This is a genomic window from Telluria sp. ZB4P37 (assembly GCF_059685855.1).
Genome location: NZ_JCASID010000002.1, coordinates 372,585 through 387,530, shown reverse-complemented (window position 1 = coordinate 387,530; position 14,946 = coordinate 372,585). Strand labels below are relative to the sequence as shown.

Below are 14,946 nucleotides of genomic sequence, written 5' to 3'. Positions count from 1 at the left end.
CACCCTACGGTGTATTGGCAGCGCACCCGTAGAGGGATCTCATCCTGTTGTCTTTTCGCCAGTGCAAAACGCACAAGAATGATGCGCGTCGCATCAGGCTGATTACGCTTTGAGCAGCCATCTTGAACAAGGTTAGCGCTCACTCACCGAATACTCCCCGCCGTTCTAGCGCTACTTGCTTGTCAAGCCCATGCACCAAAAAAAACGCAAAATATTGCGAAGTTCTTTACTTGCCGTGACCTGGGTCAGGTACTACAATTAGTCTCATATCAACGTCGGGCACTAGATGTAGTGGTAGTGAGCTGAAGGAAACAAGTTCACTCCCGACTTGAGGCTTGCTCTGCAAGCGACTGATTCCACAGCGATTTCCTACCCTGCATATCTGGTTGCCAGCACGGCGTTCCGGCTGGCGGGGCATCGCTTTGCTATGAATTCCGTAGGACTTCGGTCCTGGTAACAACAAATGGCGGCAGGCATCTGCCCACCCTGGAGGCTCAATGCAAACAGCACAAGACATTTCGATCAATCCTCACGTCACCCCAGGCGCGTCGGCCAATGCCACGCCGGCAGAGATCGTGGCGCGCGGCGACTACCGCGTCATCCGCCGCAACGGCTCCGTGGTGGCCTTCGAGCCGCACAAGATCTCGGTCGCCATGACCAAGGCCTTCCTCGCCATCGCCGGCGGGCAGGGTGCTGCATCGGCCCGCATCCGCGATCTGGTGGAAGAGCTGACCGGCAATGTCGTTGCTGCATTGGTGCGCCGCCAGCCGAACGGCGGCACCTTCCATATCGAAGACGTGCAGGACCAGGTCGAACTGTCGCTGATGCGCTCGGGCGAGCATGACGTCGCGCGCGAATACGTGCTGTACCGCGCCAAGCGCATGGAAGAGCGCAGGGCCGCCAAGGAAGCTCTAGGGGGCGCCGCCGTGGCCGCGCCGCAGATCCACGTGATCGACGGCGGCCAGCGCATGCCGCTGGACATGAATGCCGTCTACGGCCTGGTCAACGCTGCCTGCGCCGGCCTGGAGAAGCATGTCGATGCCGATGCGATCGTTGCCGAGACCCTGAAGAACCTGTACGACGGCGTGCCGGTCGAAGAACTGCACAAGTCGGCCATTCTGGCGGCCCGCGCCCTGATGGAAAAAGATCCCGCCTACAGCCAGGTCACCGCGCGCATCCTGCTGCACACCATCCGCAAGGAAGTCTTCGGCCACGAGGTAGCGCAAGCCGGCGCCGCTCTTGAGTACATCACCTACTTCCCGCAGTACATCGCCAAGGGCATCGCCAACGAGCTGCTGGATGAAGAACTGGGCAAGTACGACCTCGAGCGCCTGGCCAAGGCCATCGTCGCCGATCGCGACCTGCAATTCGCCTACATCGGCCTGCAGACCCTGTACGACCGCTACTTCCTGCACGTGCGCGAAACCCGCATCGAGATGCCGCAGGCCTTCTACATGCGCGTCGCGATGGGCCTGGCCCTGCGCGAAGCCGACCGCGAAGCGCGCGCGATCGAGTTCTACAACCTGCTGTCGAGTTTTGATTTCATGAGCTCGACCCCGACCCTGTTCAACTCGGGCACCCGCCGCTCGCAGCTGTCCTCGTGCTACCTGACTACCGTCGGCGACGACCTGGAAGGCATCTACGACGCGATCAAGGAAAACGCGCTGCTGTCGAAGTTCGCCGGCGGTCTGGGCAACGACTGGACCCCGGTCCGTGCCCTGGGCTCGCGCATCAAGGGCACCAACGGCAAGTCGCAGGGCGTGGTCCCGTTCCTGAAAGTGGTCAACGACACCGCCGTGGCGGTGAACCAGGGCGGCAAGCGCAAGGGCGCGGTCTGCGCCTACCTGGAAACCTGGCACATGGACATCGAGGAATTCCTCGACCTGCGCAAGAACACCGGCGACGACCGCCGCCGCACCCACGACATGAACACCGCGAACTGGATTCCCGACCTGTTCATGAAGCGCGTGATGGAAAAGGGCTACTGGAGCCTGTTCTCGCCGAGCGAGACGCCAGACCTGCACGACAAGGTCGGCAAGGCCTTCGAAGAAGCCTATACCGCCTATGAAGCCAAGGCGGAACGCGGCGAAATGACCGTGTACAAGAAAATCGAAGCGCTCGACCTGTGGCGCAAGATGCTGTCGATGCTGTTCGAAACCGGCCACCCATGGATCACCTTCAAGGATCCGTGCAACATCCGTTCGCCACAGCAGCACATCGGCGTCGTGCACTCGTCGAACCTGTGCACCGAGATCACCCTGAACACCAGCGCCGACGAAATCGCCGTCTGCAACCTGGGCTCGGTAAACCTGCCGCAGCACATGAAGGGCGACAGCCTGGATCACGCCAAGCTGCAGAAGACCATCCGCATCGCCATGCGCATGCTGGACAACGTCATCGACATCAACTACTACGCCGTGGAAAAGGCGCGCAATTCGAACATGCGCCACCGTCCGGTCGGCATGGGCGTGATGGGCCACCAGGACTGCCTGCACATGATGCGCGTGCCGTTCGCCTCGGATAAAGCGGTGGAATTCGCCGACAAGTCGATGGAAGCCGTCTGTTACTTCGCCTACCTGGCTTCGACCGAGCTGGCCGAAGAGCGCGGCCGCTACGGTTCGTACGAAGGTTCGCTGTGGGACCGCGGCATCCTGCCGCAGGACTCGATCAAGCTGCTGGCGGAAGAGCGCGGCGGCTACCTCGAGCAGGACACGAGCGAGTCGATGGACTGGACCCTGGTGCGTAGCCGCATCAAGGAATTCGGCATGCGCAACTCGAACTGCGTGGCGATCGCCCCGACTGCGACGATCTCGAACATCATCGGCGTGTCGGCCTGCATCGAGCCGACCTTCCAGAACCTGTACGTGAAGTCGAACCTGTCGGGCGAATTCACCGAGATCAATGCTTACCTGGTGCGCGACCTGAAGGCACGCGACCTGTGGGACGAAGTCATGATCGCCGACCTGAAGTACTTCGACGGTTCGCTGTCCAAGATCGACCGCGTGCCGCAAGACCTGCGCGACATCTACGCCACGGCCTTCGAAGTCGAGCCGAAATGGCTGGTCGAGCAGGCGTCGCGCCGCCAGAAGTGGATCGACCAGGCCCAGTCGCTGAACATCTACATGGCCGGCGCATCGGGCAAGAAGCTGGACGAGACCTACAAGCTGGCCTGGCTTCGCGGCCTGAAGACCACCTACTACCTGCGCACCATCGCCGCGACGCACATGGAGAAATCCACCAGCCGCACCGGCGCGCTGAACGCGGTGTCGGTCTCGGGCGCCCTGTCGGGTGGCCACGCTGCGCCTAGCGCCCCGGCCGCGGCTCCTGCAGCCGCAGCACCGGCCGCCAGCGCGGAAATCGTCGACGGCGCCGCCTGCTACCTGCGTCCTGGCGACGACGGTTTCGAGGAATGCGAAGCCTGCCAGTAAGCGGCAAATGACGGTGCAAGCCAGCCTGAACGCCGGCTTGCACCGCTAACATCAGATTCGTCGTTCCCGCGCAGGCGGGAACCCAAGTTTGCAAACACGCCGCAAACGCCCCGGTTCCCACTACAAACGGAACGACACTTACTACCGAATATTTAGGCCGTCCGCTCAACGCGGACGCAGCCACGAAAGAAGGAACGAAACCATGCTCTCCTGGGACGACGAACCAAGCACCGCGCCGCGCGCACCACAAGCCACCGATGCAACCGACACCGTGGATGCCGCGCTGGTCGCCAAGCGCGTCAACGCCGACGACAAGCGCATCATCAACGGCCAGACCGACGTCAACCAGCTGGTCCCGTTCAAGTATAAATGGGCATGGGACAAATACCTGGCCGGTTGCGCGAACCACTGGATGCCGCAGGAAGTCAACATGCAGCGCGACATCGAGCTGTGGAAGAGCCCGAACGGCCTGTCGGAAGACGAGCGCCGCCTGGTCAAGCGTAACCTCGGCTTCTTCGTGACCGCCGACTCGCTGGCCGCGAACAACATCGTGCTGGGCACCTACCGCCACATCACCGCGCCGGAGTGCCGCCAGTACCTGCTTCGCCAGGCCTTCGAAGAGGCGATCCACACCCATGCCTACCAGTACATCGTCGAGTCGCTGGGCCTGGACGAGAAGGAAATCTTCAACGCCTACAACGAGATCGAGTCGATCCACGACAAGGACCAGTTCCTGATCCCGTTCATCAACGTCCTGACCGACCCGGAATTCAAGACCGGCACGCTGGAAAACGACCAGAAGCTGCTCAAGTCGATCATCGTCTTCGCCTGCTTGATGGAAGGCCTGTTCTTCTACGTCGGCTTCACCCAGATCCTGGCGCTGGGCCGCCAGAACAAGATGACCGGCGCCGCCGAGCAGTACCAGTACATCCTGCGCGACGAGTCGATGCACGTGAACTTCGGCATCGACCTGATCAACACGATCAAGATGGAAAACCCGATGCTGTGGACCCCGGCCTTCCGCGACGAGCTGAAAACCCTGTTCCTGGAAGCGGTCGAACTCGAATATCGCTACGCCGAAGACACCATGCCACGCGGCGTGCTGGGCCTGAACGCCCCAATGTTCAAGGGCTACCTGCGCTTCATCGCCAACCGCCGCGCCGTGCAGATCGGCCTGGATCCGCTGTTCCCGAACGAAGAAAATCCGTTCCCGTGGATGAGCGAGATGATCGACTTGAAGAAGGAGCGTAACTTCTTCGAGACGCGCGTGACGGAGTATCAGACTGGTGGTGCGTTGAACTGGGATTGATCAACCAGCTGTTTGTAGTGGTCAAATGCCCCCGGACACCTCGATAGGTGGATAATTCACCTTCGAGGGAGTTTGCATGACCAGGCAGCGCCGCAATTTCGACCCCGGCTTCAAGCTCGAGGTCGTCCGCATGATCACGGAACAAGGCCTCAGCATCTCGCACGTCAGCCAGACAATGGACATCGGCGTAACCGCGATCCGTCGCTGGATGGAGCAGTACGAGGCTGAGCAGCAACGCATTCGTCAGCTGGAACAGGAAAATTGTCAGCTTCGTAGTGATGTGGACGTCTTAAAAACGGCATCGGCCTTCTTTGCCCGCGAGCTCAAGTGAGCTATCGGCTCGCCGACGAGCTGCAAACGAAGGCCGTACCTGTCGCACAAACCTGTCGCCTTCTCGGGGTGAGCCGGGCCGGATTTTACGAAGCCAGGCTCCGTGCAGCTACGCCGGCTTTCTGCAAAACGAGCGTGCATCTGCGTGCCGCGTTCATGAGCAGCGGCCAACGTTACGGCAGCCGTCGCCTGGTCACGGTGCTGGCCAACAGCGGTCTTCAGGTCGGGCGTTACAAGGTGCGCCGTCTGATGCATCGAGCCAGCGTGAAACCAGTATGGAAGCGCAAGTTCGTGCATACGACCGACAGCAAGCATACACTGCCGATTGCGCGAATGTGCTTGCCCGGCAGTTCAATCCGGCAGCGCCCAACTTGGCTTACGTCTCGGATATCACGTACTTGACCACTACAAAACGTAACGAAAGACGCTAAGGGTGATGAAAACCTGGCAGTGAAGAAAGCGACCTTGTAGCAAATTCGATAAACAGTTTAGTACGTAATGGCTGATACTTCCTTGAAGGATATAGGAGATGGAGATCTTGGGGACGGGCAGACCACTCTTTCAAAACCGGTACTAGCTTGCCGCTGTCCAGCAGATCACGTACAAGCCAGTCTGGGCAAACTGCCACGCCGCCAGCTAGTAACAATGTCTCTCGGATCGCAAGTGCATTGTTGACGCGATAGCGGCTACTTGTCGGAACGTGCATCATTTCGTCGTTTCGAAACAACTCGATCGTCGTGCCTGGTGTCCACGCGAAGCGCACAAAATCATGTGAAGACAAATCACTTGGAGTCGCTGGGTTGCCTCGACTTTTCAGATACGCCGGCGAGGCTACCAAGAAGCGGGAAATCGTCGCTAGGTGTCTACCAAAGGCGTCTGCTGGTAGCGTGCCTCCTAACCGAAACGCAACGTCAACACCGTCTTCGATGAGGTCAACGAAACGGTCGTTTAAGATCAGCTCTATCTCGATCGCGGGATGCTCTGCCAGAAACTGCTGGACCATCGCATTAATACGGTATTGTCCAAGCGCGACAGGTGCATTGATCCGTAAAAAACCAGACGCTTGGGCATTCGTCCCCTGGATCGACGCTACTGCAGCGTCAAACTGTTCCAGTACCAATTTAGCGTCCACGTAAAAACGCTGTCCCTGTTCGGTTGAAGACAGGCCGCGCGTGCTGCGCTCGAACAATCGAACGCCAAGCTGTTGCTCGAGTTGAGCCAGCATCTTGCTAACAGTCGGCTGTGTTGTTCCTGCTTCCCGAGCTGCCGAGGACAAACTGCCTAACTCAACGGCTCTAACGAAAGTTCGCATTAATCGAAGAGTGTCCATTAAGCCATTCGAAAAAGGAATAAGTAATCTTCCATCCTACCATCTTCCATGACGCTTTCGCATGACCTAATGTGAAAGCTTTGAAAAGGATGGAGAACAAAATGGTGAACAAACTTGGTTCGATCGCTACCCTCAGCCTCGCCATGGCGTTAGGTGCTGAGGCGTTGGCAGCGACTTCTGACCCAGGAAGCAAAGACCAGCACTGGATAACGTCCTGGTACGCGGCGCCCCAGTCGAGCTGGGATGCCACCTTTGTGCTACCTACGAATGTGCCGGCATATCTAAACAACCAGTCTTTGCGTGAGAATGTTCGTCTTAGCGCTGGTGGACAACGCATCCGGCTCGTTTTCTCAAATCGTTATGGAAAAGAGCCCGTGCTCATTGGCGAAGTCAGGGTTGGCATACCAGGCAAAAGTCGGCCGTGCCAGCGCTTGTCGTTCTCTGGTCAACCAAGCATTTCGATATTGCCAGGCGCGACAGTGACCAGTGATCCGCTTCCGCTGTCGGTTAAACCGCTTGCTGATTTGAGCGTGACTACTTATCTACCGTCGCGCACTACTGTCGACAGTTTCCACTGGGGGAGTCAGCAAACCATGCAGGTAACAGCAGGAAGGGCGACCGAAGCCCCTTACACAAAAGGCGGCGATCGGGTCGAAGGACGTCTCTTCTTAAGTGCTGTCATGGTTGAAGCTGCAGAGAAGCGGCGAACTGTCGTCGCTCTTGGCGACTCGATTACGGATGGGAACGGATCGACTCCGGATGCGAATCGTCGATGGCCTGACTACCTCGCGAAACGCCTGGCGCCTTACGGCGTAGGCGTGGCTAATGCCGGGATTTCGGGAGCACGTCTGGTAAGCGACGGAATGGGGCAGAACGCCTTGGCTCGCCTTGAGCACGATGTGCTGAGCCAACCAGGTGTATCGGATGTCATTGTCCTACTCGGTATCAACGATATCGGGTGGCCTGGCAGTCCGTTCGCACCTAACGAAGCACCGATGACACTGGACAGACTTACGGCCGCCTACCGACAACTGGTGTCTGCTGCACATGTCAGGGGAGTGCGCGTGACCGCTGCAACGCTGCCCCCGTTCGAAGGAGCACTCGAAGGCACACCTTTCGCAGGTCACTATAGCCGTGACAAGGAGCAGCTGCGCAAGCGGTTCAACGACTGGATTCGTACGGCTGGAGTATTTGATGCAGCTATCGACTTCGACGCACTTTTGCGGGATCCGGCGAATCCCCAAAGGATACGCAAGGACTTCGATTCGGGCGACCATCTGCATCCCGGAGACGAGGGATACCGCACGATGGCCGAGGCCATCGACATCAACTTGCTTACCAAAAATGCGAGATCGATCCCCAGCGCTCAAAAGGACTTGAAATGACCCACCAAATGCTCTTCGAACCCTTCGACCTGTCTGGACTGCTTTTGCCTAATCGGATCGTTATGCCGCCCATGACGCGCGCGCGCGCAGCAGCCGGACAGGTGCCAACGGACATGATGGCCAAGTATTATGCGCAGCGAGCGTCAGCAGGACTGATCATTACGGAGGGGACGCAAATTAGCTCCCAGGGCCAAGGCTACGCGTGGACACCTGGCATCCACACTTCCCAACAGGTAGAAGGATGGAAGAAGGTCACAGCTGCCGTTCACAGGGCCGGCGGGCGTATCTTCGCGCAGTTGTGGCATGTCGGGCGCCTGTCGCATGTATCGCTACAGCCTGGCGGCGCTGCTCCCCTTGCCCCATCAGCGCTCGTTGCAGACGGAGTGCAAGTTTTCATCGATCCAGACCAACTGGGCGCTGCAGCGGGACAGGGCAAAAAAGTGCAGCACTCAGCTCCACGTGCACTCGATACGGCAGAGATTGAAGAACTGGTTCATCAGTTCGCGGTCGCAGCAGCCAATGCTATGGCTGCAGGTTTCGACGGAGTCGAGCTACACGGGGCGAACGGCTACTTGATCAATCAATTCATTGACTCAGGCACTAACCAGCGCACCGACAAATATGGCGGGACTCTCAGCAACAGACTGTGTTTTCTTGGCGAGGTAGTGCGTGCAGTTATCGCAATGTGCGGTCCGGATCGTGTCGGGGTTCGCTTCTCCCCTCTAACAACCGCCCAGGGCGCGATCGATGAGACGCCTCAGGCAACTTACTTGGCTGCAGCCAAGTTAATGGACGAGTTGAAGGTTGCATACATCCACATCGCGGAGGCTGACTGGGACGATGCACCGGCTATGCCCGCCGGTTTCAAAGAAGCTCTCAGACAAGTTTATTCGGGAGCGACAATCTACTCAGGCCACTACGACTGCAACCGGGCGCAGGAAGCCCTGCGGCGGGGATGGGCTGACTTGATCGGTTTCGGCCGGTCCTTCATCGCTAATCCCGACCTCCCTCGGCGGCTACGCACCGGAGCAGCGCTCAACCTTGGGGACGCAGCCAAATATTTTGGTGGCGATGCACAGGGGTATACTGATTATTCGTACATTGATGGGAAGCCAACTGAGTAGATTGTTAAAGTGAGGTGTACTGTCAATAGCGGACACTCTTGTTTCAAGCTGCCTGCTTAATTGTTCAGCAAATACAGCCGGCGGAATATAGCCGAGGCGTGAGTGACGCGGCTGGCGGCTGTTTCGAAAAGAACATCCGCCGCCACGAAGGCCTTGCCTGGGCGGCGGTGCAGGCCAGGCTGGAGCAGGATGCCGGCGCACTGAAGGCATTGCTCGCGATGGAGGCCACTGGCGGCGAGCCCGACGTCATCGGGCAAGATAGTGAAACGGGACGCATCACGTTCTGCGATTGCGCACCGGAGAGCCCGGCCGGCCGCAGGAGCATCTGCTACGACCGCGCAGCCCTGGAGGCGCGCAAGGAAAACAAGCCGCGCGCCAGTGCGGTCGGGATCGCCGCCGGAATGGGCATCGAACTGCTGACCGAAGCGCAGTACCGGGCGCTCCAGCAATTGGGCGAATTCGACAGGAAGACGTCCAGCTGGATCGCGACGCCGGACGACGTGCGGACCCTCGGCGGCGCGCTGTTTTGCGATCGCCGCTATGGCAGAGTGTTCGTGTATCACAACGGTGCCGAGTCCTACTATGGCGCGCGGGGCTTTCGCGGCACGCTGTCGGTGTAAGCGTGGGGCCTGTCGACTGCGTGCGAACACAAGTTACCCTATGATGTCCGATTGTCCAGTCCGAATAACAGGAGAACTCCCTTGCAAGCCAAGTCCCTGCCGCTGCATGCCGCGCTGCTCGCCACCCTGGCAGCGGCGACCAGCGCCCACGCGGCGCCCCAAAACGCCGGCCAGACCACCTTCCAGAACAACTGCGCCAGCTGCCACAGCGTTGACCCGACCCTGTCCTCGCGCGCCGGCCCGGGCCTGTTTCGCGTCGTCGGACGCAAGGCCGCAGCCGTCCCCGGTTTCAACTATTCGCATGCGCTGACCAAAGCCGGCGCCGCCGGCAAGACCTGGACCCAGGCCGAGCTGGATGTCTTCCTGGCCGACCCGGCGAAAAACGTGCCCGGCACGACGATGCCGGTTGGCGTGCCCGACAAGCAGGTCCGCGCCGCGCTGATCGACTACCTCGCCACCTTGCAGGGTACCGCCACCGCCGCAACGCCGGCGCCGGCCACCGCGGCGGCACCCGTAGAGCGCAACGGCTCCTGGGACGACAACCAGCCCGGCAAGATCCACCACATCAAAGTCACCGACCTGCCGCCGCCGTTCGCCACCGCCAGCGCCGGCAACGGCCCGCGGGTCGAGGCGCGACCCAACGGCAGCCTGCCGGTCGTCCCGAAAGGCTTCACGGTCGGCGTCTTCGCCAGTGACGCCGACAAGCCGCGCCTGCCGCTGCGCGCGCCGAACGGCGACATTTTCCTGGCCGCGACCGGCAAGGGCGAAATCAAGGTGTTGCGTTCGAAGAACGGGCAGGCGGCCGACACCGCCGAAGTCTTCGCCAGCGGCTTGACGCGCCCCTACGGCATGGCCTTCTGGCCCTCCGGCGCGAATCCGCAGTATTTATATGTCGCCAACGTCAACGCCATCGTCCGCATCCCCTACCGCAACGGCGACCTGAAGGCGCGCGCCGAAGCCGAAACGATCGTGCCGCAGCTGTCCGAAACCAGCGGCGGCCACACGACGCGCACGCTGGTGTTCTCCAAGGACGACAAGACCATGCTGCTGTCGATCGGTTCCGCCACCAACGTGGCAAGCGATATCGGACCCAAGCCCCCTGAGCCGCTGCCGCAATGGGAGGCCAGGCACGGTGTCGGCGCCAGCTGGGGCGTCGAAACAGACCGCGCCACCGTCATGGCATTCGATCCGGATGGCCGCAACCGCCGCACCTATGCCACCGGCCTGCGCAACTGCGTCGGCCTGCTGGTCTACCCGGCCACGGGCGACGTGATGTGCACCGTGAACGAGCGCGATGCGCTGGGCGACAACCTGCCGCCCGACTACCTGACCCGCGTGAAGCAGGGCGGCTTCTACGGCTGGCCGTGGTACTACATCGGCGACAACGAAGATCCGCGCCTGCAGGGCCAGCGTCCGGACCTGAAGGGCAAGACGATCGTGCCCGATGTGCTGATCCAGTCGCATTCGGCGCCGCTGGGCATGGCGGTCTACCACGCACCGAAAAACGCGGCGCATGCCTTCCCGAAGGAGTATGAGGGCGACGTCTTCGTGGCGCTGCACGGTTCGTGGAACCGCGGCGTGCGCACCGGCTACAAGGTGGTGCGCGCCTTCATGAAGAATGGCGTGCCGACCGGCCGCTACCAGGACTTCATGTCGGGGATGGTGCTGAGCGACCGCGAGGTCTGGGGCCGGCCGGCCGGCGTAACCGTGGCGCTGGACGGTGCGCTGCTGGTGGTCGACGATGCGGGCGGCGTCGTCTGGCGCATCGCGCCGCAGCGTTAAGCAGCCGATCAACCCGTCGCAAGACGGGTTTTTTCATGGTGGCGCCGGCTTGACCCGGTTACGATCGCTTGCGCTCCCTCATCGCCGGCAGCTTGTGCGTGCACTAAGGTGAGCGGATGACCTGGAGGGAGGAGTGGCGATGCATGCGATCGATATGCCGATGGACGCGGACCGCGCGGGGAAGCTCCCGGCCCCCGATCATGCGGCGATGCTGGCCGAGGTGCCGGCAACGCTGTTTCCCTACTGGGCCGGCACCGCGCACCACGACTTCCCCGGCATTCCCCGCGATGCCTCGTTCTGCGCGCAGTCGCTCCAAGGGCTATTGACGTTCTTCGACTGCGTGGCGCTTGCGGGCAAGCCTTGTGCGTTGCCTTCGCTGGCGGCCGGCTCGGTGTGGCGCGCGTGGACCTGCCTCGATGAGCCGGGGCTGCACCGGTTCTGCCTGCGCCATGTCGGCTGGACGATCCCCCATCCCGGACAAGCGCGGTCGATGGCCAACATGGACAGGACGCTGGCCACTTGCCTGGTCGCCGCGCGCCGCCGGGCGTCGATGCCGGCCGCCGGCGCCTGCCTGCCACCGCTGTTTTCGCTGGACAGCCGCCTGGGCATGCCGCAGGGCTACGGCTACCGGATCATCCAGGGCCTGGTCGCCTGCTCCATCCTGGATGAATTCGGCAACACGGAAGAGCGCGTGTCCTTCCCGCCCGCCCTGACGCCCCAGGGCCTGCTGCTGGCCGGCTTGGTCAGCCAGGCCGAGTATGAGGAGGCTGGGCGTCCTTGACGGCGTCGCAGCTGAATCGGTAAACAACAAACCTGTAGCTTGGCCATTGCCGGTCAATTCAGGTTCGCTAACCAATCGTAGCGTGGGCAGGTTTCCTGCCCACGCTACCAGCTGCGAGCGGCTCTCAATCGGCCGGTATTGGCCGCATGGCGGTTTTTTAAGCAGGCGAAAGTGCGGCCAGTTAAGTTTGATATTTATCAGTATCTGTTCAGTTTTCGTAAACTAACGTAACCAGAGAATCCACGACAGGGGACGGCGATGAATGTCAGGGCAGTCTGGGAATCGGTCACCCGCTCGGTTGAACGGGAATTTGTCCACTCGACCTATGCGGCAGTGCTGTCCGACGTGCCCGCAAGGCTGTTTCCTTACTGGGCAGCGTCCGCGCGCGATGAGTTTCCCCGTATCCCCCGTGACGCCGCCTTCTACGCGCAAGCGGCCGAAGGACTGATGATGTTCTTCGACTGCGTGGCCGCAGCCGGCAAGCCCTGCGGCCTGCCGTCGCGCGCCGCCGATTCGGTCTGGCACGCATGGACGCGCATGGACGCAGCGGGCCTGGACGCCTTCTGCATCCGGCATTTCGGCCGCGTCATCCCCCACCTCGAGCGCGCGCAGATGCAGGACGACATGGAAAAGGCGCTCGGCGCCTGCCTGGTGCAGGCGCGCCGCCGCGCGTCACGGCCGGTGGCCGGTCCAAGCCTGCCACGGCTGTTTTCGCTGGATGCGCGACTTAGCATGCCGCACGGTTTCGGCTACCGCATCATCGGCGGCCGGGTCGCCTGCTCATCCCTGGACGCGTGCGGGAATGTCGAGAAGAAGCCGTCCTTCCCAGATGGCCTGAGCCCGTATGGCCTGTTGCAGGCCGGCCTGATCAGCGCCGCCGAGTACGAAGAAGGCGCGCGCCTGGCGGGCAGTCATGCCCTGCGCTTCGAAGGCGAGGACAGCTTCGTCGACCACATCGGAGGTGATATGACCGCCGACGGCGACAGTGGGGGAGGCGATGGCGCCGCCTCCTGCAGCGGCGGTGCCTCGTATGGCGGCGGCTGCGGGGGAGGCGGCTGCGGCAGCTAGCCGTCGTTCGACCAGGCGTCGACTATTGCGCCTGCCCGCCCGGGCAGGCTTGCGCCGTCCTTCGCGTGCGCTCGCTATCATGGGCTCGACCGGTCACGCGCGCCGCATTCCGCCGGCACGCACCTGACCGCAGGAGACCGCATGCGCGACAGCTTTGCCCTGCACTACATTCCCGAATCCTTTTCCGTCGCCGGCCAGAAGCTGATGGGCCGCCAATCGGCTGGCGTCGGCCTGCTGCGCGCCATCGCACGCCATTGCGACGCGGAGCAGGTCGGATGCTTCGCAGCCAACCGCACCCACGCGGACGCCTTCGAGGCCACGCTGCGCAAAGACGGCTACACCGGCAACATCGCCTGGGTGCCGCAATCGATGCCACAGGCGCTGGAGCGCTTCGGCTGCCTGTACCACCCGGGGCCGGGCATCGAGCGGCTGGCCTGGCGCCGGCTCGAGGCAGGCGAACACCGCTACAGCCTGTGCGGCATTGCGCATGCCACCGCTTCGCACGAGATGATGAGCATGGTGACCAATCTGTTGGTGGCCCCGGTGCGCAGCTGGGACGCCATCGTGTGCACGTCGTGCGTGGTGCGCGACAGCGTGCGCGTGCTGCTCGAGGCGCAGGCCGACTACCTGCGCACCCGCCTCGGCGCGCAACGCTTCGAGCTGCCGCAGCTGCCCCTGATTCCGCTCGGGGTGCATTGTTCGAGCCTGCAGCCGGACGCCGCGCGCCGCCTCGAAGCGCGCGCCCGGCTCGGCATCGCAGAAAACGACGTCGCCTTCCTCTACCTCGGCCGCATGTCGGTGCATGCCAAGTCCCATCCGCAGCAGATGTTTACTGCGCTGGAGCGTGCCGAGAAGGGCGGCCGGCGCGTGCACCTGATCATGGCGGGCTGGTATGCGGGCGAGGCCTTGGAGGCGGCCTTCCGGGAAGCGGCCGCCCTGCTGTGTCCTTCGGTGCGGCTGGTGGAGCTGGACGGGCGCCTGCCCGCGAACCAGCTTGATGCCTGGGCGGCGGCCGACGTCTTCACCTCGCTGGCCGACAACGTGCAGGAAACCTTCGGGCTCACGCCGGTCGAAGCCATGGCGGCCGGGCTGCCCTGCGTGGTCTCGGACTGGAACGGCTACCGCGACACGGTGCGCGACGGCGTCGACGGCTACCGCATCCCGACCCTGATGGCGGGACCGGGCGCGGGCCTGGACCTGGCCCAGCGCTACGACGACGGCGTGGACAGCTTCGACATGTATTGCGGGCACGCGAGCCAGGCGGTGGCGCTCGACGGCGCGCTGCTGGCGCAGGCCTACGGCCGGCTGGTGTGCGACGCGAACCTGCGCCGCACGATGGGAGACCAGGCGCGCCGGCGCGCGCAGTCCGAATTCGACTGGCAGGTGGTGTTCGGCCGCTACCGCGCGCTGTGGGACGAGCTGGCGGAGCGCCGCCGCGGCGACCCGGTGCTGGCGCCGGCGCTGCCGGCACGTGCGCCGGACCGCCCCGATCCGTTCAAGCTGTTCGCCTGCTATCCGACCCGGCCGCTGACGGCCGCCTCGCTGGTGGAGCTCACGCCAGACGCCTCGCTCGCGCTGGTGAATCAATACCGCGAACTGGCCATCAACCGTTTCGCCGCAGCCTCGCTGCCGACGCTCGAAGATTTCGGCCAGATGTTCGGGGCAATCGGTCCGCGCCCGGTCGAAGTCGAAGAGCTCATCGACACGCTTGGGCCGTGCGACCGCGCGACACTGCTGCGCGGCCTGGCATGGCTGTGCAAAATGGATCTGCTGCGCGTGGTCGAGTAGT

General features: G+C 62.4%; 12 protein-coding genes. 11 read left to right on the top strand and 1 reads right to left on the bottom strand.

Annotation, left to right across the window (positions count from 1 at the left end; all coding sequences use genetic code 11):
* The first annotated feature begins 497 nt into the window (after positions 1–497).
* The 4 genes from AC56K1_RS06080 (at position 498) to AC56K1_RS06065 (ending at position 5,469) form a co-directional block, all read left to right on the top strand.
* Entirely contained in the window at positions 498–3,428 is a 2,931-nt protein-coding gene (locus AC56K1_RS06080; protein ID WP_497156946.1) for a ribonucleoside-diphosphate reductase subunit alpha, read from the top strand.
* A 202-nt stretch (positions 3,429–3,630) separates the two neighbouring features.
* Positions 3,631–4,737 carry a ribonucleotide-diphosphate reductase subunit beta gene (locus AC56K1_RS06075; RefSeq protein ID WP_497156945.1) on the top strand — a complete coding sequence of 369 codons (1,107 nt, stop codon included), beginning with the start codon at positions 3,631–3,633 and terminating at the stop codon, positions 4,735–4,737.
* 76 nt (positions 4,738–4,813) lie between these two features.
* Positions 4,814–5,068 carry a transposase gene (locus tag AC56K1_RS06070; RefSeq protein ID WP_497156944.1) on the top strand — a complete coding sequence of 85 codons (255 nt, stop codon included), beginning with the start codon at positions 4,814–4,816 and terminating at the stop codon, positions 5,066–5,068.
* Positions 5,065–5,469, top strand: coding sequence for an IS3 family transposase (locus AC56K1_RS06065; protein ID WP_497156943.1), 405 nt, complete (start codon positions 5,065–5,067; stop codon positions 5,467–5,469). The genes AC56K1_RS06070 and AC56K1_RS06065 overlap by 4 nt, the downstream gene beginning before the upstream one ends.
* Positions 5,470–5,494: 25 nt before the next feature.
* Here the strand turns inward: AC56K1_RS06065 and AC56K1_RS06060 are convergent, their stop codons facing one another.
* Complete coding sequence (locus AC56K1_RS06060; RefSeq protein WP_497157176.1) at positions 5,495–6,379, bottom strand: LysR family transcriptional regulator; 885 nt, start codon at positions 6,377–6,379, stop codon at positions 5,495–5,497.
* A gap of 119 nt (positions 6,380–6,498) precedes the next feature.
* On the opposite strand from AC56K1_RS06060, the gene AC56K1_RS06055 reads away from it, so the two are divergent.
* The 7 genes from AC56K1_RS06055 to AC56K1_RS06025 all read left to right on the top strand — a co-directional run bounded on the left by AC56K1_RS06055 (position 6,499) and on the right by AC56K1_RS06025 (position 14,945).
* Entirely contained in the window at positions 6,499–7,782 is a 1,284-nt protein-coding gene (locus AC56K1_RS06055; protein ID WP_497156942.1) for a GDSL-type esterase/lipase family protein, read from the top strand.
* On the top strand, positions 7,779–8,906 hold the full coding sequence (locus tag AC56K1_RS06050) for an alkene reductase (RefSeq protein WP_497156941.1): 1,128 nt from the start codon (positions 7,779–7,781) through the stop codon (positions 8,904–8,906). Before AC56K1_RS06055 ends, AC56K1_RS06050 begins: the two co-directional genes overlap by 4 nt.
* Positions 8,907–9,004: 98 nt before the next feature.
* Positions 9,005–9,526, top strand: a complete 522-nt coding sequence (locus AC56K1_RS06045; protein ID WP_497156940.1) for a DUF4256 domain-containing protein — start codon at positions 9,005–9,007, stop codon at positions 9,524–9,526.
* 81 nt (positions 9,527–9,607) lie between these two features.
* Positions 9,608–11,308 carry a PQQ-dependent sugar dehydrogenase gene (locus AC56K1_RS06040; RefSeq protein ID WP_497156939.1) on the top strand — a complete coding sequence of 567 codons (1,701 nt, stop codon included), beginning with the start codon at positions 9,608–9,610 and terminating at the stop codon, positions 11,306–11,308.
* 139 nt (positions 11,309–11,447) lie between these two features.
* Positions 11,448–12,089, top strand: a complete 642-nt coding sequence (locus AC56K1_RS06035; RefSeq protein ID WP_497156938.1) for a hypothetical protein — start codon at positions 11,448–11,450, stop codon at positions 12,087–12,089.
* A gap of 258 nt (positions 12,090–12,347) precedes the next feature.
* Positions 12,348–13,157: a UCP032817 domain-containing protein gene (locus tag AC56K1_RS06030; RefSeq protein WP_497156937.1), complete on the top strand. Its 810-nt coding sequence runs from the start codon at positions 12,348–12,350 to the stop codon at positions 13,155–13,157.
* A gap of 141 nt (positions 13,158–13,298) precedes the next feature.
* Complete coding sequence (locus AC56K1_RS06025) at positions 13,299–14,945, top strand: glycosyltransferase family 4 protein (protein ID WP_497156936.1); 1,647 nt, start codon at positions 13,299–13,301, stop codon at positions 14,943–14,945.
* The last annotated feature ends 1 nt before the right edge of the window (position 14,946 follow it).